Origin of the sequence: Neisseria sicca, assembly GCF_014054945.1 — a bacterium.
GTDB classification, from domain to species: domain Bacteria; phylum Pseudomonadota; class Gammaproteobacteria; order Burkholderiales; family Neisseriaceae; genus Neisseria; species Neisseria sicca.
The window spans coordinates 1,688,367-1,706,378 of the sequence record NZ_CP059566.1 but is presented as its reverse complement, the minus strand read 5'-3'; the positions used below and the strand labels follow the sequence as shown (position 1 = coordinate 1,706,378).

General features: G+C 55.6%; 16 protein-coding genes. 3 read left to right on the top strand and 13 right to left on the bottom strand.

Translation table 11 applies throughout. The annotated features are described in order from the left end of the window. Positions 1–34: 34 nt before the first annotated feature. Complete coding sequence (locus H3L95_RS08220) at positions 35–745, top strand: SAM-dependent methyltransferase (protein ID WP_003756535.1); 711 nt, start codon at positions 35–37, stop codon at positions 743–745. 110 nt (positions 746–855) lie between these two features. Here the strand turns inward: H3L95_RS08220 and H3L95_RS08215 are convergent, their stop codons facing one another. Together H3L95_RS08215 and dnaE are read right to left on the bottom strand one after the other, a co-directional pair. Next, complete coding sequence (locus H3L95_RS08215; RefSeq protein WP_003756533.1) at positions 856–1,401, bottom strand: hypothetical protein; 546 nt, start codon at positions 1,399–1,401, stop codon at positions 856–858. Positions 1,402–1,577: 176 nt separating this feature from the next. Then, positions 1,578–5,012, bottom strand: a complete 3,435-nt coding sequence (dnaE, locus tag H3L95_RS08210; protein WP_003756531.1) for a DNA polymerase III subunit alpha — start codon at positions 5,010–5,012, stop codon at positions 1,578–1,580. 315 nt (positions 5,013–5,327) lie between these two features. Here dnaE and H3L95_RS08205 point away from each other — a divergent pair, with 315 nt between their 5' ends. Beyond that, positions 5,328–6,128 carry a factor H-binding protein gene (locus H3L95_RS08205; protein WP_003756527.1) on the top strand — a complete coding sequence of 267 codons (801 nt, stop codon included), beginning with the start codon at positions 5,328–5,330 and terminating at the stop codon, positions 6,126–6,128. 163 nt (positions 6,129–6,291) lie between these two features. On the opposite strand, the gene H3L95_RS08200 is transcribed toward H3L95_RS08205, so the two are convergent. Then, on the bottom strand, positions 6,292–7,392 hold the full coding sequence (locus H3L95_RS08200) for an anhydro-N-acetylmuramic acid kinase (RefSeq protein WP_003756525.1): 1,101 nt from the start codon (positions 7,390–7,392) through the stop codon (positions 6,292–6,294). A gap of 159 nt (positions 7,393–7,551) precedes the next feature. Between H3L95_RS08200 and H3L95_RS08195 the strand changes: the two genes are divergently transcribed. Then, positions 7,552–9,126, top strand: a complete 1,575-nt coding sequence (locus H3L95_RS08195) for an inorganic phosphate transporter (RefSeq protein ID WP_003756523.1) — start codon at positions 7,552–7,554, stop codon at positions 9,124–9,126. A gap of 195 nt (positions 9,127–9,321) precedes the next feature. Here the strand turns inward: H3L95_RS08195 and H3L95_RS08190 are convergent, their stop codons facing one another. The 10 genes from H3L95_RS08190 to H3L95_RS08145 all read right to left on the bottom strand — a co-directional run bounded on the left by H3L95_RS08190 (position 9,322) and on the right by H3L95_RS08145 (position 17,600). Then, entirely contained in the window at positions 9,322–10,158 is an 837-nt protein-coding gene (locus tag H3L95_RS08190) for a PHP domain-containing protein (protein ID WP_003756515.1), read from the bottom strand. A gap of 234 nt (positions 10,159–10,392) precedes the next feature. Continuing rightward, the gene (locus H3L95_RS08185) at positions 10,393–10,611 is read right to left on the bottom strand and encodes a hypothetical protein (RefSeq protein WP_003756513.1); all 219 of its coding nucleotides are present in this window, start codon (positions 10,609–10,611) and stop codon (positions 10,393–10,395) included. Beyond that, complete coding sequence (locus tag H3L95_RS08180; RefSeq protein WP_002221492.1) at positions 10,589–10,822, bottom strand: RNA-binding S4 domain-containing protein; 234 nt, start codon at positions 10,820–10,822, stop codon at positions 10,589–10,591. The genes H3L95_RS08185 and H3L95_RS08180 overlap by 23 nt, the downstream gene beginning before the upstream one ends. 84 nt (positions 10,823–10,906) lie before the next feature. Continuing rightward, positions 10,907–11,404: an SEL1-like repeat protein gene (locus H3L95_RS08175; protein ID WP_003756505.1), complete on the bottom strand. Its 498-nt coding sequence runs from the start codon at positions 11,402–11,404 to the stop codon at positions 10,907–10,909. 182 nt (positions 11,405–11,586) lie between these two features. Then, entirely contained in the window at positions 11,587–12,474 is an 888-nt protein-coding gene (locus tag H3L95_RS08170) for a cell division protein (protein ID WP_182096135.1), read from the bottom strand. Between the two features lie 182 nt (positions 12,475–12,656). After that, a complete protein-coding gene (locus H3L95_RS08165; protein WP_003756498.1) occupies positions 12,657–14,456 on the bottom strand; it encodes a bifunctional biotin--[acetyl-CoA-carboxylase] ligase/type III pantothenate kinase in 1,800 nt (599 codons plus the stop codon). Next, positions 14,453–14,956, bottom strand: coding sequence for a D-glycero-beta-D-manno-heptose 1-phosphate adenylyltransferase (gene rfaE2, locus H3L95_RS08160; RefSeq protein WP_003756495.1), 504 nt, complete (start codon positions 14,954–14,956; stop codon positions 14,453–14,455). The genes H3L95_RS08165 and rfaE2 overlap by 4 nt, the downstream gene beginning before the upstream one ends. Before the next feature lie 338 nt (positions 14,957–15,294). Further along, positions 15,295–15,714, bottom strand: coding sequence for a YMGG-like glycine zipper-containing protein (locus H3L95_RS08155; RefSeq protein ID WP_003756491.1), 420 nt, complete (start codon positions 15,712–15,714; stop codon positions 15,295–15,297). Positions 15,715–15,975: 261 nt separating this feature from the next. Beyond that, the gene (locus tag H3L95_RS08150) at positions 15,976–16,068 is read right to left on the bottom strand and encodes a methionine/alanine import family NSS transporter small subunit (RefSeq protein WP_009311042.1); all 93 of its coding nucleotides are present in this window, start codon (positions 16,066–16,068) and stop codon (positions 15,976–15,978) included. Continuing rightward, positions 16,065–17,600: a sodium-dependent transporter gene (locus tag H3L95_RS08145; RefSeq protein WP_070602433.1), complete on the bottom strand. Its 1,536-nt coding sequence runs from the start codon at positions 17,598–17,600 to the stop codon at positions 16,065–16,067. Before H3L95_RS08145 ends, H3L95_RS08150 begins: the two co-directional genes overlap by 4 nt. Positions 17,601–18,012 lie beyond the last annotated feature (412 nt).

Here is an 18,012-nt window from a genome sequence, read left to right as displayed (position 1 = left end):
GTTTCAGACGACCCTCCGTATAGGAAACACCATCATGTCCCCGATTCTTTACCTGATTCCCACCCCTTTGGGCGCGCCCGATACGCCTTGCCTGCTGCCGCACGAACAGGCGCAGATTACCGGTTTGACCGATTTCGTCGTCGAAGCCGAGAAAACCGCCCGCGCCCATTTGAAACATTTGGGCGTTACGACCCCCATCCGCGAGCTGAACCTGCAAACCCTCAATGAACACACCGATTTGAAAACTCTGCCCGAACTTCTGAAACCTTTGCAGGAAGGGCGCAGCATGGGCATCCTCAGCGAAGCGGGTTGTCCTGCGGTTGCCGATCCCGGCGCGAATTTGGTGGCATTGGCGCACCGACACGGCTATGAAGTCCGTCCGCTGGTCGGCCCGTCCAGCCTGTTGCTCGCGTTGATGGCGTCAGGGGCGAACGGGCAGAATTTCGCGTTCAAAGGCTATCTGCCGTCCGAGAAAAGCGAGCGTATCGCCGCTTTGAAGAGCTTGGAACAGCGTTCGCGTCAGCAAAACGAAACCCAGCTTTTCATCGAAACGCCTTACCGCAACGACGCGTTGCTCGCCGACGCGCTGGAAACCCTGCAACCTGAAACCCGCCTCTGCACTGCAACCGACCTGACTTTGCCGACGCAGGAAATCATCAGCCAAACCGTTGCCGCTTGGCGGAAATCGAAAACGCTGCCGAATTTGAAAAAACGCCCGACGATATTTGTGTTGCACGCGGGTTAGGGAGGTAGGGCGGGCGGTTGGATGAATTATAGAGCCCGCCATACTGAAAAAGGTCGTCTGAAACCTTCTAGATAAGGTTTTCAGACGACCTTTGCTTTATTGGGAAATACTTAAAACCAATGCAACAATCCGACAGCCATCAACACTGCCGTGATACACGCTAAGAGCGCGCAGATTTGCAGGGCTGTCGAGTTGGCTTTGGGGTAGCCCATCAGATTGGGCAGCGGGTTGGACGGCAATATCATGCCGTAGACGAATTGAAGCAATCCGCCTGCGACCATAGGCAATGTAAATACCGGTAATATCAGGCTGATGGCGGCAAGTACGAGGCTGATTCTGAACATCCATATCGCCGGATAATGTCCCTTTCCAGCATCATTGCAGCGCTTTTCCAGCCAAGTGCTTTGATAGTGCAGCAGGCCGTAAAGGGCGATGGCAAAGACATGCACTGCGCCGCCGACCTGCCGGTTGATGCCGCATTGACCCAAACATGATTGGGTTATCCACAGCAATAGTGCGGACACTGCGCTGATGCCCAGCAAAATGGGCAGGTTTACTGCCGCAAAGCGCGTACGGCTGGCGCGGCGGTTGTCGAAGGGATCGGGCCTTTCGTCGTATAGGATGAAGCCGTCGGGTTCTTCGGAGTATGTGTTCATGATGTGGTGTGGTGAGTGATGATTTAATTGTAATGTGGTGTGGTTTTGCGTTTTCAGACGACGTCTTTGAATGGTTTATCAAACGTCGTCTGAAAATAAAGGTTCGGTTTTGTATTTTAATAGCGATGCAGTTTAAACGGCAGTTTTCCGTCGCTGTTTCAGACGACCCCTGTTCCTTACCAATTCACGCGTACTGCCCTGCTGCCGAGCAGTTTTTCCAGTTCGTCGAATAACGCAGAGCTCGGCGTAACCATCCATTTTGGCGGCACTTGAAACTTGCCCGACGCTTTGCCGTTGCTGTACGACAGTTGCAGCGGGATGTGCGGCGTGTCGGGCAGGCGGTGGGCGGTGAGGATGGTAGCGAGGCGCTCGATGTCGTGACCGGGGGCGAGGGCGAGGCTGAGGCTGCGGGCGTAGCGTTCGCGCGCCATTTGCAGGGTCATGACTTGGTTTGCCATGATGCGCAGCCCGTCGCCGCCGCCGTAGTCGTCGCGGCTGACTTTGGATTCGATAATCAGCACTTGGTCGGACTTGAGGTAGTCGGCGCAGTTTTCCAGCGTCTGGCCGCTGACCATGATTTCAATCTGCCCGCTCAAATCTTCGAGGCTGACGAAGGCGATTTTGCCGCGTTTGCCCATCATGGTGCGCACGGCGGTAACGAATCCGGCGAGGCGCACGCTGTCTTGCGGTTTCAGACGGCCTAATTTGGTCGGGGCGATTTGGCGGACTTCTTGGGCATACGGGCCGAACGGGTGGCCGGACAGGTAGAAGCCGATGACGGTTTTTTCTTCGGCGAGTTTTTCCGATTCGCTCCACATGGGCGCGTCGATGAGCTGCACCGGTTCGATGGCATCTTCCATCATGTCAAACAGCCCGCCCTGATTGGCGTTGGCGGCTTTTTGGTCGGCGTTGTTCATGGCGAGGTCGATGTTCGCCAAGAGCATGGCGCGGTTGGGTTCGATGCTGTCGAACGCGCCGCCGCGTATCAGGGCTTCGAGGGTGCGGCGGTTCATGTGTTCTTTGCCGACACGCTCGCAGAAGTCCAACAGGCCGGTAAACTTGCCGCCGCTTTGCCGCGCGGCGATGATGGATTCGACGGCGGCTTCGCCCGTGCCTTTAATCGCGCCGAGTGCGTAGCGGATTTTCATGTTCGGATACGGCGTGAAGCGGTAGTCGGATTCGTTGATGTCGGGCGGCAGGAACTCGATGCCGTTGGCGCGGCAGTCGTCGTAGAAATGCTTGAGCTGGTCGGTGTTGTCCAGTTCAGACGACATGGTTGCCGCCATAAATTCGGCGGGGTAATGGGCTTTGAGCCATGCGGTCTGGTAGGAAATCAGGGCGTAGGCGGCGGCGTGGGATTTGTTGAAACCGTAGCCGGCGAATTTTTCCATGTAGTTGAAGATTTCGTCGGATTTTTCGCGCGAAATGCCTTGTTTTGCCGCGCCTTCGGCGAAGATTTCGCGGTGTTTCACCATTTCTTCGGGCTTTTTCTTACCCATGGCGCGGCGCAGCAGATCCGCACCGCCGAGCGAGTAGCCGCCGATAATCTGCGCCGCCTGCATCACTTGTTCCTGATACACCATAATCCCGTAGGTCGGCGCGAGGATGCCTTCGAGCAGCGGGTGGATGTATTGGAATTCCTGCCCCTTCATACGCGCGACGAAGTCGGGAATATTGTCCATCGGGCCGGGGCGGTAGAGCGACACGAAGGCGATGAGTTCTTCAAACTTGGTCGTGTGCGCCGTTTTCAGCATTTTTTTCATGCCGGTCGATTCGAACTGGAATACGGCGGTGGTGTTCGCGTCGCGGAAGATTTTGTAGGCGGCCTGGTCGTCGAGCGGGATTTTGCCGACATCGACAATATCGCCGGTGGTGTTTTTGATGTTGTTCTGCGCCATTTCGATGATGGTCAGGTTGCGCAGGCCCAAAAAGTCGAACTTCACCAAACCCACGTCTTCCACGTCGCCCTTGTCGTACATGGATACGGGCGAGGCGGATTCGTCCGCCTGATAAACGGGGCTGTAATCGGAAATCTTGCCCGGCGCAATCAACACGCCGCCCGCGTGCATACCCAAACCGCGCGTCAAGTCTTCCAGCTTTTTCGCCAGCGTAATCAGTTCGTCCGCTTCTTCCACCTCAATCAATTCCTGAATCTGCGGCTCCGCCTTCATGGCATCGTCCAAACCCAAAGGTTTGTTGGCTTCCAGCGGAATCAGCTTCGACAGTTTGTCGCACAGGGTAAACGGCAGTTCCAGCACGCGCCCTACGTCGCGAATCACCGCTTTGGACGACATCGTGCCGAAAGTTACAATCTGGCTCACCGCCTGCGCTCCGTATTTGTCGCGCACATACTCAATCACGCGGCCGCGGTTGCTTTGGCAAAAGTCCACGTCGAAGTCGGGCATGGAAACGCGTTCGGGGTTCAAGAAACGTTCGAACAGCAGCGCGTATTTGAGCGGATCAAGGTCGGTAATTTTCAGCGAATACGCCACCAGCGAACCCGCGCCCGAACCGCGTCCCGGCCCGACCGGACAGCCGTGCGTTTTCGCCCAGTTGATAAAGTCTTGTACGATAAGGAAATAGCCGGGGAATTTCATCTGGATGATGATGTTCAACTCAAAATCCAGCCGCTCCTGATATTCCGGCATTTTCGCCGCCCGCTCCGCTTCGTCGGGATAAAGCTGAACCATGCGTTCCTGCAAGCCCTCGTTGGACAGCTTCACCAGATAATCATCCAGCGACAGGCCGTCGGGCGTCGGGAACAGGGGCAGGAAGTTTTTGCCCAGCGTGATATGGATATTGCAGCGTTTGGCGATTTCCACCGTGTTTTCCAAGGCTTCGGGCAAATCGGCAAAACGCTCCAGCATCGTTTCCGGCGGAATGAAAAACTGGCTCGGCGTAAAATCGCGCGGACGTTTCTTGTCCGTCAGCACCCAGCCGCCCGCGATGCACACCCGCGCCTCGTGCGCGTTGAAGTCATCGCGGCTCATAAATTGCGTCGGATGCGTCGCCACCACCGGCAAACCCAATTCCTCCGCCAGCTTCACGCTGCCCGAAACGCAAGCCTCCCATTCGGGACGTTCGGGCAGGCGTTGCAGCTCCAGATAAAACGCATCGGGGAACCACGCCGCATACTTCAACGCCGCCGCACGCGCCGCGTCTTCATTGCCGTTCAACAGATTCACGCCCACTTCGCCGTAATGCGCGCCGCTCAAACAAATCAAGCCGCTGTTGTCGCCGTTTTCCAGCCATTCGGGATTGAGTTCCGCATGATGGACATTGCGCTCTTTGCCGACATAAGCCGCCGTCAGAAGCTCGCTCAGGCGCAGATAGCCCGCATCGTTGCGGATAATCAGCATGGCGCGGAACGGTTTGTCTGGCGCATTCGGATTGCCTATCCACACATCCGCCGCTCCGACGGGCTTAATCCCCGCGCTGCGGCAGGCTTTATAGAATTTCACCAAACCGAATTCGTTCATCAAATCGCTGATGCCCAAAGCAGGCAAACCGTATTCCTGCGCTTTGGCAATCAGTTTTTTAATCCGCACCATACCGTCGGTAATCGAAAACTCAGTATGCAGGCGCAGCGGGATGTAGGTCGGCTCGGTCATAGCAAAATCGGCGTGAACAATAAAAGGCGTATTGTAGCAGGGTTGGAAAAAGGTCGTCTGAAAAGGAGTGAAGCGGGCTTTCAGACGACCTCAACGGTAGAGGCAGATGGCGGAAGCAGCATGGTATCGGTTTGTTTGGCAATCGGGCGGGACTGTGAAACGGTTTCACAAAAATGAAAAGACGACGGTATAAACTGCAAAGGCTGGCAAAGCGGCGGAATAGGAATGATGAATATTGATTTAAATCATACGTCATTGAGGGCTGATGCGATAATATGAATATGTTATCAAACAACTTCAAACGAAAGGAAAACCATGAAAGCCGTCCGCTTGGTTCTTGCCGCATTTTTGGTTTCTACGCTTGCCGCCTGCGGCAGCTCCTCTTCCGCGCTGTCCGATGCGATAGGCAAAGGCTTTGATCCTAAGGCTAAGGGCGTGAAATACATTACCGTTTTCGAGAGCGTTCCCGAAAACGGTACGATGCAGCTGAGTGCCAACAATAAGGTGCAAACGCTTAAAAAAGGCGACAATTTGGACACCGCCTTTCTGAAGCGCGACAAGATTTCCTATTATGACTACGTCGGCAAAATCAACGTCAACGGACAGGTCATCGATTTGGAACGCGGCGACTTTATGGTTTACAAACAAGACAATTCGGCTGTCGCTGCCAAATATATCAAGCAGAAAGCCGATCCTGCCGACGGCAACAAGCTGAAAGACTTGCAGGCGTATGAATTTAAAGTCGGCGAAGTGCAAGGTAAGGAAATTGCCTTTAAAGACCTGCCGCAACTGGGCCGCTATACCTACCGCGGCATCGCGTTTAACGGCGACGATAATAGCGGCCGTCTGACGTACACCATTGATTTCGAGAAAAAACAAGGTCAGGGCAAAATCAGCGGCATGGCACCTGATTACAATGTCGATTTGGCTGCCGCCAACATTGCCGCAGCAGGGGCGGGTTCGGCAATCAACGGACGCGCGACGCTCAACAATGAAGACAAAGGTAGCTACCGTTTGAACATTTTCGGCAGCAAGGCTGAAGAGATTGCCGGTAAGGCGCAAGTGAAAGTCGGCGATAAAGAGAAAGACATCGGACTTGCCGGTAAAAAAGAATAATCGAAAGAGACGTGTAAAAGGTCGTCTGAAAACGCGGTTCAACCAAGTTTCAAATCCGGTTTGCCGCTTTTCAGACGACCTTTTTTGATGGGGCGGAGTTTGGACGCGGACGGATTGTCCGGCTATGGCAGCCGATATCGGAAGGGTCGTCTGAAACCGGACATCAGGCGTAGTGGCCTGCGCCCAAGATGCAGGCTTTGGCTGCACCGGTCGCATGGTTCGGGCTGCTGGGCGTTCGGTTTATCCAACACGCGGCGAGCCAGGCAAAAGCGGCAGCCTCGACCCATTGCGGGTCAAGGTTAAGTGCTGCGGTGCTGTTCAATCCGACAGCGGGGGAGAACAGGTCCGCCAAATCCTGCATCAAAACCGGATTGCGGATGCCGCCGCCGCAGACGTAGAGATTGCGCGTGTCGGGGGCGGCTGTATCGACGGCGTCGCGGATGGTTTGCGCGGTGTAGCGAACCAAGGTTCTTAAAACATCTTCGGGCTTTTCGCCGCCTTTCAGACGACCTTGAAGCCAGTTTAAGGAGAAAAGCTCCCTGCCCGTACTTTTGGGGTGGGGTCGTCTGAAATAGGGATGGTCGAGCAGGCGGTCCAGCAAATCAGGCAGGATAGTGCCTTGTGCGGCGCGTTGTCCGTCGCGGTCGTATGACTGCTGCCAGTTGTGCTGCATCCACGCGTCCATCAGCATATTGCCGGGACCGGTGTCGAAGCCGAACGCGGCTTGCTGCGGCGGTAAGACGCTGATGTTGGAGATGCCGCCGATATTGAGGACGACGCGGGTTTCCTGCGGATGCTGGAACAGGGCTTGATGGAAGGCGGGAACCAGCGGCGCGCCTTGTCCGCCCGAAGCCAAATCACGGCTGCGGAAGTCGCCGATGGTAAAAATGCCGGTCAGTTCCGCCAACAGGGGCAAGTCGGCAAGCTGGATGCTGTAACCGTGTTCGGGGGCGTGGCGGACGGTTTGCCCGTGGCAGCCGATGGCGGTAACGGCTTCGGCGGGCAGGTTTTGTTCTGAGAGGAGGGTGTGGACGGTTTGCGCGTAAAGGCGGCTGAGGGTCTGGGACAGGATATTGCTGCGGTGCAATTCGTTGTCGCCGATATTTTGAAGGTTTAGAAGCTCTTGACGGAGGTCGTCTGAATACGGGGTAAAGGCATGAGCCAGCGCGCCCTGCCATTGATTGCCCTGCATACGAATAAGCACGGCATCTGCACCGTCCATGCTGGTGCCGGACATGATGCCGATATAAAGTTGGGTATTCATGGGTCGTGGTTCGGATTAGGCCGTAAAAAAACATTTTAACGCGGTTTTGCGATTTGTCAGGTATTTGGCGCGGCGAAGGTAAATAAATGTTTCAAGAAAGATTGCAAAAAGGTTACAATAGTCTGAAACACATCCGCAATTCTTAAGGAAGCTGATCCTATGGCTCAAACTCAGATGAGTGCCAACTTGAAGCTGATTAATGCTGTCTTTGCCGCTATGCTGGTGGGCATGGTCGGCTATTTTATTTACTGGGGCTTGGGCTATACCCATTACAACCATTCTATATTGTTCATTATCGCTACCATGTTCGGCGTTTTCATGGCGTTTAACGTGGGCGGCAACGATATCGCCAATTCCTTCGGTACCAGCGTCGGCTCCGGTACGCTGACGATTCCCCAGGCTTTGCTGATTGCGGCGGTGTTCGAGGTCAGCGGCGCAGTGATTGCGGGCGGCGAAGTGACCGATACCATACGCAAAGGCATTGTGGATTTGAACGGCATCGACCTTCAGCCCATGCAGTTTGTCTTTATCATGATGTCCGCGCTGCTCGCAGCGGCATTGTGGCTTTTGTTCGCCTCGCGCAAAGGCCTGCCCGTTTCCACTACCCACGCCATTATCGGCGGTATCGTCGGCAGCGCGGTCTGCATGGCGGTGATGAACAATATGAATGCGGGCGATCTGATTCAATGGAGCAAATTGGGCGAAATCGCCCTGTCTTGGGTTTTGTCCCCCATTTTGGGCGGTACGGTTTCCTATTTACTGTTTTCCAGAGTGAAGAAAAACGTTTTGGATTACAACGCTTGGGCGGAAGGCACGCTCAAGGGCATCAAGCAAGAAAAAAAGGCTTACAAAGAACAGCACCGCCTGTTTTTTGAAGCCTTGAGCGAAAGCGAAAAAGTCGAATACGCCACCAAAATGGCGCACGACGCGCAAATCTACGACGAGCCGGATTTTGATCCCGCCGATCTGAAAAGCGACTACTACCGCGGCCTGTACGATTTGGACAACCGCAAAAACAACGTTGACTCCTATAAAGCCCTTCATTCTTGGGTTCCCTTTATCGCCTCTTTCGGCGGGATGATGATTGCCGCCATGCTGATTTTCAAAGGGTTGAACAACCTTCACTTAGGCATGAGCAACGTCAACAGCTTCCTGACCATCTTCATGATCGGCGCGGCAGTGTGGATGGGTACGTTCGTATTCGCCAAAAGCCTGAAGCGCAAAGATTTGGATAAATCCACCTTTCAAATGTTTTCATGGATGCAGGTATTTACCGCCTGCGGCTTCGCCTTCAGCCACGGCGCAAACGATATTGCCAACGCCATCGGTCCGTTTGCCGCCATTATGGACGCCTTGCGCACCAACAGCATTACTTCTCAAAACGCCGTTCCGCCGATTGCCATGCTGACATTCGGTATCGCCTTGATTGTCGGCTTGTGGTTTGTCGGTAAAGAGGTGATTAAAACCGTCGGCAGCAGCTTGGCGGAAATGCACCCCGCTTCGGGCTTTACCGCCGAACTTTCCGCCGCCGCCGTCGTGATGGCCGCCTCCTTTATGGGGCTGCCCGTATCCAGTACCCATATTTTGGTCGGCGCGGTACTCGGCATCGGTTTGGTCAACCGCAACGCCAACTGGAAGCTGATGAAACCCATCGGCTTGGCATGGGTCATTACCCTGCCTGCCGCCGCTATCCTGTCCGTGACCTGCTACTTGATTCTGCAAGCCCTGTTCTAATCGGATTGCTACACAAAAGGTCGTCTGAAAGCCCTGTTCCCGCTTTCAGACGACCTTTTTTATGGCGAAATCAAGATAAAAGAGAGGCAAGATAAGTGTTCGACCGGTTTGGTTCGGAACGTAGAACATTGCCGTCTAAACGAAAAGAACGATGATTGGACGCAATTTTTAGATATTTTCTTGAAGTTTGTTTGCTCAAACCCTTTTGAAATGTTCCCAAACCGGTTTGCAGTTTTCCGGCAGCTCGGGACACGCGCCGAGGATGCCGCCGCTGAAGTCGTTTAAGCGGTGGAAATCGCTGCCCGCGCTGGCGAGCATGCCGAAGCGTTCTGCCAACAGCGCGTAGTTGAGGCGGTCGTTTTTGCAGCAGTTGCCGCTGTGGACTTCGATGCCTACGCCGCCGAGGTTTTTAAATTCTTCAAACAGATTGCGCTTGGCGGTGGCGGACAAATCGTAGCGCATGGGGTGGGCGATGACCGCCATGCCGCCCGCGCCGTTGACGGCGGAGACGCAGTCTGCCAGCGTCGCCCATTCGTGGCGGACGGCGCAGGATTTGCCGTCTCCCAAGTATTTGGTGAACGCCTGCTGCTTGTTTTTGACGTGTCCCGCTCGGATGAGGAACTCGGCGATGTGGGTGCGGCTGACCATTTCTTTGTTTGCCGCCAGCGCGAGCGCGCCGTCGTATGCGCCGCCGATGCCTTTCTTTTCAAGCTTGACGGCGATGGCTTCAAGACGTTTCAGACGACCTTGCCGCACTTGCGCCAACAGGTTTTGCAGGTTTTCGTCCTGTTCGTCGAAATCCAAACCGACAACGTGTATGGTGCGCCCGCGCCAAGTTACGGAGATTTCCACGCCGTTGACGAAACGCATCCCGAGCTTGTCGGCTTCGGCACGCGCTTCGGCGATGCCGCCGGTGTGGTCGTGGTCGGTCAACGCCAGCAGCGTGCAGCCGTTTTTATGTGCAAGGCGCACGACTTCGGCGGGGGAGAGCATACCGTCGGAAACGGTGGAATGGCAGTGCAGGTCTATCATGGGGCGTTATGTGTGTGGTGAATGAAGGGCGGGGATGATCATGTTGAAAACCGAGTCGGACAAAGGTCGTCTGAAATCCAGTAGTTCGGATTCTTGAATCCGACATTTCAAATCCTGCCGTAATGATTTGAATGGACGAAATATTAGAAGCTTTGTCGGATGCCACTATCCGAGCAGCGGTGTTTAACAATAAAAGGTCGTCTGAAAACGCGGTTTCATCCAGCAGAACCGTTTTCAGACGACCTTTCCGTTGTCTTCGTCGTCCGTCCAACCCGCTTCTTTCAATTTCCGCCGTTGCGCGTCGTAGCGGGCTTTTTCCGTCCAATAAACCGTCTGGATGCAGACGTCGCCGCAGTCGCTGCCGCAGCATTCCCACGATTCGGGACGGACGGGTTCGTCTAAAAGCGGCTCGCCCAAGAGGGCTTCGGCTTTATTCTTCAGGGTCGTATCCATCGGCGATTTCCAAGCGCGCGCCGTCAAACTCGATGACTTCGCCGCCACGTATTTTGGCGGTTTTGCGGGTTTCGGTTTCGCCGTTGCGCAACACCAGCCCTTCGGCGATAAACGCTTTCGCCTGCCCGCCGCTTTCGGCAAGTCCGGCGAGCTTCAAGAGGTCGCATAAGGCGATGTATTCGTTGTCTTCGAGATAGACGGTGGCTTCCATGAGGTTTCCTGTAATGGGTTCGGATGCGTGAAATTGTAGCATAGGTCGTCTGAAAGCCGTTTCAGATGGACCACGGCTTCTATATCAGCGTTGCAATTCGCGTTGTAAGGCTCTGCAAGCGGCATCGTTTTCGCCCATGCAGGAACGTTGTAGCGCCTCCAGCCGCTCTTGGCGTTTGGCTGCGCGGTCTTCCGCCGTTTGATTGCGCATTTCCTCTTCGGTTTCTTTGGCGTTGCGGCAGGCGTTGTCATAGCCGCCTTTGCAGGCTTTGCGGTAGAGTTCGAGGGCTTTGGGGTAGTCCATGCCCAAACCGCTGTATGGGTCTAAATAGAGGTTTGCCAATACGTTGCAGCCCTTCATGTTTTTGCCGTCGCAGGCTTTTTTCAGCGGCAGGTAGGCATCGGCGGGGCTTTCCAGATAGTCGCGGGTCCAAATGCCGAGCGTGACGCAACTGTCGAGCTGGTTGCGCGTGCATTGCGTGATCAGGTTTTGATAGGCTTCGTCATCGTAGTCTTCGGCGTATGCTGCCGGCAGCAGTCCGAGCAGAAGGGCGAACAGTAGGGAGGTTTGGGCGGTTTTCATGGTTTCTCAAGAACCTTTGTGCGGATAAGGGTTTGTCGGCGGTTGCGCAATCTGAATGCGGATATCTTTGAAGACGATATCAACGTTAACCTATTCGGTTTTCCAAACGAGATTTGACTGCCGCCTAATCTGTTGCATCTTTGCAAAAGGTCGTCTGAAAACGTTCAGACGACCTTTGGGTTTTATTTGCAGGTTTTCACATTCAGGCTGCCGTAGCGGCCGACGATGTTGCGGATTTCTTGTGCGTCTTTTTCATCGACCGACATGAAGATGACGGTCATGCGGGAGACGCTGAGGGTGCTGTCGGCGGCGTTGCCTTTGTCGTCTTGTTCGACGATGCGCGCGCCGCCGAAACCTGCTGCGGACAGGCGCGAGATGAGGACTTGGGCGGAGGAGCGGCTTTTCATGACGCCGAGGCTGATTTCGCCGTTGTGGAGCGTGCCGTTGAAGCCTTTGTTGCCGAGGGCTTCGAGGCGGTTCATGGCTTCGCTGTCGGCAGGCAGCACGACGCGGAAGGTTTTGGCGGCTTGGTCTTTCGATGCGCCGCGTTTTTCTACGGTGCGGCTGGCGGCGTGCGGCCAACGGGTCAGCAGGCCTTTGATGCGGTGGTAGTCGTCTTCGTCCAGGGTAACGCTGGCGTTAGACGTACATTGGCGGGCGGCGGATGCGTTTTTGGCGGCAGGATTTTCGTTGGCGGCAGCATTCGGATTGGTGTTTTCGGCGGCGGCTTTTTCTTTTTCGCGGCGGGCTTTTTCTTCACGTTCTTTTTTTTCTTTTTCGCGGCGCGCCTGTTCCTCTTCTTCTTTTTTCTTGCGTTCGGCTATGGCTTCTTCGGATTCAGGCTCGGGCAGGTCGGCTTGTGTTTCGTCGGTTTGCAGCCAGTCGGGTTGCGCGTTGTCGGCAGGCGCGGGGGCTTGCTGCGGGCGCAGGGATTCGGGTTGGGCGAGTTCGTGGGCGCCGCCTTCTACGGGCGCGGCGTTGGGGGATTTGGCGTTGTTGAGGCGGTGCGTAATCATGCCGCCGAAGACGATGATGTTGAGTGCCACGAGGGCGGCGAAAAGCCATTTCATGAGTTGTTTTCCTTTTTTGTGTTCGGTTGCCGTTTCGGTGTGCGGGCGGTTTTGTGTTGTTATTGGTTGTGGCGGATCGGCGTCAAAGCCAATCGGCTGGAGTTTGCTGCGTCTGAAGGTCGTCTGAAAAGCAGTGTTGCGTTTCAGACGACCTTTTTGAATCTGCGCTACGGTATGGCTGCTTATTCGGGCAATTTATCAGGCTGTTCCTGCTCTTGCGCGACCCAGTTCAATAAGCCGTAAATGACGAGATTATCTACAATTTTTACTGTATTGTCCAAAACAAACTGCTTGGGCAGGGCGTTGACAACTTTGCTTGCGCCGCCGCCGGTGATGATGACGTCAACAGGTTTGCCTTCGCCCGTTTTTTGTTGCAGCCGCCCGTGCATCATGATGACGGCGCCGCAAACGGCATCCATCATGCCGCTGGTGATGGCGTTGGGCGTGGTGGTGGGGAAGGGGTACACTTTGCCGGCGGGGCGGTCGAGGTTGGCGGTTTTGGCGGCGAGGGCTTCTTTCATGAGGTGGAAGCCGGGCATGATGGTGCCGCCGAGATAGTGGTTGTCTTCGGTGAGTGCGTCGGTGGTTACGGCGGTGCCGCAGCTGACGACGACGCAGGCATTTTGGCTGAAACGGCGGCTGCCCAAGGCGTTGAACCAGCGGTCGGAGCCGTGTTCGGCGGGGTTGCGGTAGTGGTTGCGGATGCCGAGCGCCTGCGGCATGGAGGGCAGCCAGCGGACGGGCGCGGTCAGGTGGGTTTCGACCAGGGCTTTTTTGAGGTCGCCGCACACGGCGCAGCCGACGATGCGGGTGCGGTCGTCTGAACGCGCTGCCCATTCTTCGCCGAGCTTGCTCAAATCGCGGTACGGCGCACGGGTGACTTCGTTGAACACGCCGTTTTCCACCCATGCCCATTTGAGCTGGCTGTTGCCGCCGTCGAGCAGGAGGAGGCGTTCGGGCGGGCGCGGCGCGGCGGTGCGGGGCGTGTCGTCGGGGCGCAGGCTGATTTCGCCGCTGACGACGGTTTGTTCGCCTGCGGCTGTCATCAGGTGCAACGCGCCTTGCGCATCGACATTGAGTACGGTGCCTTCGTTTACGGTTTGCCCGTCGCGCAGGAGCAGGACGGGTTTGCCGTGGTCGCGGTGGGCGGTTTGGTATTCTTCAAGGAAGGGGGCGAACCCGTTTTGCGCGTATTGCGTCAGCACGACATTGAGTTCGCCCAACAATTTGTCCAACAGCGTTGAAGCGGGAATGCAGTGTGCGGAGGCGGTGCCGCGGGCAAGCTGCGCGTTGTGGAAGAGGGCTTGGACGGAGGCGGCGTTTTCGACTTCTTTGGGCAGGACGAAATTGATGCCTATACCGATGACGGCGGCGGTTTTGCCTTCGTTGCGGACGGTTTCGATCAGGATGCCGCCGAGTTTGTCCCTGTCGGCGACCAAATCGTTCGGCCACTTGATTTGTATGTCCAAACCCGATGCGGCTAAAGCGCGGCGGCAGGCGAGCGCGACGGCGGGGGCGAGCGAGCCGAGTTCGTGCTGCGGTTTGTCGAATACCCAGCCGAAGCTGAACATCAGGCATTCGCCCAGCCGGTGTGTCCACTTGCGTCCCTGCCGCCCGCGGCCTTTGGTTTGCAGATGCGCGACGCAGAGCGCTTTATGGGCTTGTTCGGGCGAAGTGCGCGCCAGATTCAGGATTTCGTCGTTGCTGGACGTGCATTCATGTTTTAAGGTCGTCTGAAAACCGCGTTCCGTGCCCAAACGCTGCAACGCTTCTTCGTCAAACAAGGCAAGCGGGCGCACGAGCCGCCATTGCCCGTCGTGCTGGCGCAGCAGTCCGCGGATGTGCGCGGGCATCTGTTGCCAAAAGCCGTTGAGCTGGTGCGGCTTCACGCCCGCGATACGCGCGAGATGGGAAACGTGTTGCGGCAGACCGTTGGCAAGTTCCGCCAAAACCCGACTGTGCGGCAGTTTCAGCGCGGTCATTTGCCGCCCTCGGCTGCGCGGATTTTTTCCAGCGTTTTCGTAGTGGAAGTCTGGTGCAGGAACGGAATGGAAAACACTTTGCCGCCGCGCGCCAGCGTTTCTTGCGCGCCGACGATTTTTTCGACCGGCCAGTCGCCGCCTTTAATCAGGATGTCGGGTTTGATTTGCTCGATCAACTCGGCGGGCGTGTCTTCGTCAAACCAAGTGACCAAATCCACGCTTGCCAATGCCGCCGCTACCGCCGCGCGGTTTTCCAGCGGATTGACGGGGCGGTCGTCCCCCTTGCCCAAACGGCGCACGGACGCATCCGTGTTCAAAGCCAGCACCAACGCCGCCCCCGCCGACCGAGCCTGCGCCAGATAGGTAACATGCCCCCTGTGCAGAATATCGAAACAGCCGTTGGTAAACACCAGCGGGCGGGGAAGCGTGTGCAGACGTTGCGCCAATTCTTCGGGCGGGCAGATTTTGCGTTCGAAATCGGGGAGGGACCAGTCAGACATAATCGGGATTCCGTCAGGGATAAACAGACAGGCGGTATGATACCGAAGCGGGCGGAAAAGGTAAATTTGAGGGGGAGGGTAAGGGGTCGTCTGAAAAGGCGGAATTCGACAAAATTGCCACTTTGGCGTTGTCCCTGTATGCGCCGGTTTGTTCGGCATCACGTCATGCAACCATGAACGATGACCTTGGAAATGGAAAAAGCCGGAATCTGCGGGAAGCAGAATCCGGCTTGTCTAGGTCGTCTGAAAATGGCTAGGACATCCCCAAGGTTGGAAGGCGGTTCAACCCGGTTTCAGGTTTTCAGACGACCTTTTGTTCAGACAGTCAAACGATGGGTTTAATCGTCGTCGTAATCGTAGTAATCATCGTCCCAGTCGCGGTAGTGTTTGCGGTGGTGATGTTTATGTTTGTGTTTTTTGTAGTACGTATCGCGGTAGTACGGATCGCCGTAGCCGTAACCGTCGTAGCCGTAGTAGCGGGATTCGCGGTAACGACGGTCGCGCAAGGCGATATCGTTGTCTTTTTGATTCATTTTTTTATTGTGGTAGGCGTAGGCGTTGCCTGCCAAACCGCCCGCCACTGCGCCGATGATCGCGCTTTGTCCGTCGTTGCCCAACAGGCCGCCCAAGGCTGCGCCTGCTGCTGCGCCGGCGAGGGTGGCTTTTTTCTGATTTGCCGTGCCTCGCGCTTCCGCGTGGAGGGCGGGGAGGCTGAGGCTGGCGGCGAGCAATACCGCCATAAGTGGTTTCATAGTCATTGTTTCTTCCTTTCGTGAAACACGGCAGATGCCGGAGTTATTTTCATTATAATCAGCCCTTTGTTTACCTTCGCCCGCCTGTGGAAAATTAGCGTAAACAAATGTTGCTTTTGTTCGGTACGGTTACTCGGCTGATAGACGGAAAGCTTGGTCTGTCTTGGATTTGGCGGCAATAAAACGCCCCGAAGCCGCAATGCGGTTTCGGGGCGTTTGGGTTTCAGACGACCTGTGCGGTGTCTGCAACACTTGTTGGGAAAAAGCCTATTCTTCAGGCAGCCGCCATACGGACAGAATGAATCCGCCCCAGATGACGACGAGTGCGATAATCATCATGACGATGGCTGAGGTACTCATTCTTTGTCTCCTTGTTCATGTTCGTGTTCGTCTTTGACGTTGAAGTTTTGACCATGCTTCCAAGGCAGAAGCGACAGCACCACGGAGATGACAATCAGACCGATCGACATGCCCCAGCCGAAGATATTGAGGAAATCGCTGGGATATTTCGAGTAGTTTTCTTTAAGCAGGCCGATTGTGTCTTGGTACAACATATAGCCGAGCATGGCAACGGTAAAGATGACGCTGGCAGTCCAAATCGCACCGACGCGGACGGAGGAGAGCGCGTTCAGGTGGTTGCGCAGTTCGGGCAGTTTGCGCAGGGCGATGATGGCCAAAACATAGACGAAGCCGGCGGCGACGATGCCGTAGGTGTTGACGAATTTGTCCAATACGTCCAAAACGGGCAGGCCGGTGGTCGTGCCGAAGAGCAGGGTGGAGATAATGCCCATCGGAATGCAGACGAGCAGGGTGGCGTTGACGCGGCCGATGTTCAATTTGTCCTGAATGGCGGCAACGATGACTTCGACGATGGAAATCATCGAGGTAATGCCTGCGAATACCAGCGAACCGAAGAACAATACGCCGATCAGCGCACCCATCGGAGCTTGGTTGATGATGGTCGGGAAGGCGATGAAAGCCAAACCGATGCCGCTGGAAGCAACTTGACTGACGGCTTGTCCATTGGCTTGTGCCATAAAGCCCAGCGCGGCGAATACGCCGATGCCGGCGAGCAATTCAAAGCTGCTGTTGGCAAAGCCGACAACCAAGCCGGTACCGCCCAAGTCGGTTTTTTTCTTCAGGTAGGAAGAGTAAGTCACCATGATGCCGAAGCAGATGGAGAGCGAGAAGAAAATCTGACCGTATGCAGCGACCCAGACTTTGGGATCGGAAAGTTTCGACCAGTTGGGCGTAAACAGCGCGTCCAAGCCCTTGGCCGCGCCCGGCAGCGTCAGCGAGATGCCGACCATGATGATGAACATAATCAAAAGCAGCGGCATGAAAAACGACGATGCGCCTGCCACGCCTTTTTGTACGCCCAAAGCCATGATGATGCAGGTAAACAGCCATACGCCGATCAGCGGGCCGACGACTTTGCCGACAAAATCCAAGCCTAAGGCTTCAGGACCTGCCATGTTCAAAAAGTCTTTAAAGAAAAACGCCTGCGGATCTGCGCCCCATGCCGCGTTCAGCGAGTAATACGCATAGCTTGCCGACCAGCCGATGATGACTGCGTAGTAGATACAGATGATGATATTGGCCATGACGTTCCACCAGCCCACAGGCTCGAACCAGCGGCCGAGGCGGCGGAAAGCCAGCGGTGGCGAGCCGCGGTAGCGGTGGCCGATGGCGTAGTCGATCAGCAGCAGCGGGATACCCGCAGTCAAGAGTGCGACCAGATAGGGTAGGAGGAACGCACCACCGCCGTTTTCGAAGGCGATGTAGGGGAAGCGCCAAATGTTGCCCAGGCCGACGGCAGAGCCGATGGCGGCAACCATAAACGCGCGGCGGTTGCTAAACGTCGCGCGTTCGTTTGTTTTGGAATCAGACACGTTGATACCTCTTGCTTTGATGTGGTATGAAAACAGCCGCTTGGCGGCTTACGGTTATAGAAATGAGGTCTGACAGGGGTAATGTCGTCTGAAAAAACAGTCGGCTTGTGGCCTTTGTTTACAATCTATGGCTGTATCGTAAAAAAATTTAACAGGCTTGGCAAGTGGGGGAAACGGATTTTTAGCTGTATTTCAGGCAGTTTGGGGAAGATGAGGGAAGATGGGATTTAGGATGGGGGCGTTTTTTCAGACGACCTGTTTTTTCAAAGGGGGTATTTATAGTGGATTAAATTTAAATCAGGACAAGGCGACGAAGCCGCAGACAGTACAGATAGTACGGAACCGATTCACTTGGTGCTTCAGCACCTTAGAGAATCGTTCTCTTTGAGCTAAGGCGAGGCAACGCCGTACT

What these genes read in the sequence shown, in the direction of transcription:
- H3L95_RS08220 (WP_003756535.1), top strand. Translation starts at nt 35, where the DNA reads ATGTCCCCGATTCTTTACCTGATTCCCACCCCTTTGGGCGCGCCCGAT.
- H3L95_RS08215 (WP_003756533.1), bottom strand. Translation starts at nt 1,401, where the DNA reads ATGAACACATACTCCGAAGAACCCGACGGCTTCATCCTATACGACGAA.
- dnaE (WP_003756531.1), bottom strand. Translation starts at nt 5,012, where the DNA reads ATGACCGAGCCGACCTACATCCCGCTGCGCCTGCATACTGAGTTTTCG.
- H3L95_RS08205 (WP_003756527.1), top strand. Translation starts at nt 5,328, where the DNA reads ATGAAAGCCGTCCGCTTGGTTCTTGCCGCATTTTTGGTTTCTACGCTT.
- H3L95_RS08200 (WP_003756525.1), bottom strand. Translation starts at nt 7,392, where the DNA reads ATGAATACCCAACTTTATATCGGCATCATGTCCGGCACCAGCATGGAC.
- H3L95_RS08195 (WP_003756523.1), top strand. Translation starts at nt 7,552, where the DNA reads ATGGCTCAAACTCAGATGAGTGCCAACTTGAAGCTGATTAATGCTGTC.
- H3L95_RS08190 (WP_003756515.1), bottom strand. Translation starts at nt 10,158, where the DNA reads ATGATAGACCTGCACTGCCATTCCACCGTTTCCGACGGTATGCTCTCC.
- H3L95_RS08185 (WP_003756513.1), bottom strand. Translation starts at nt 10,611, where the DNA reads ATGGATACGACCCTGAAGAATAAAGCCGAAGCCCTCTTGGGCGAGCCG.
- H3L95_RS08180 (WP_002221492.1), bottom strand. Translation starts at nt 10,822, where the DNA reads ATGGAAGCCACCGTCTATCTCGAAGACAACGAATACATCGCCTTATGC.
- H3L95_RS08175 (WP_003756505.1), bottom strand. Translation starts at nt 11,404, where the DNA reads ATGAAAACCGCCCAAACCTCCCTACTGTTCGCCCTTCTGCTCGGACTG.
- H3L95_RS08170 (WP_182096135.1), bottom strand. Translation starts at nt 12,474, where the DNA reads ATGAAATGGCTTTTCGCCGCCCTCGTGGCACTCAACATCATCGTCTTC.
- H3L95_RS08165 (WP_003756498.1), bottom strand. Translation starts at nt 14,456, where the DNA reads ATGACCGCGCTGAAACTGCCGCACAGTCGGGTTTTGGCGGAACTTGCC.
- rfaE2 (WP_003756495.1), bottom strand. Translation starts at nt 14,956, where the DNA reads ATGTCTGACTGGTCCCTCCCCGATTTCGAACGCAAAATCTGCCCGCCC.
- H3L95_RS08155 (WP_003756491.1), bottom strand. Translation starts at nt 15,714, where the DNA reads ATGACTATGAAACCACTTATGGCGGTATTGCTCGCCGCCAGCCTCAGC.
- H3L95_RS08150 (WP_009311042.1), bottom strand. Translation starts at nt 16,068, where the DNA reads ATGAGTACCTCAGCCATCGTCATGATGATTATCGCACTCGTCGTCATC.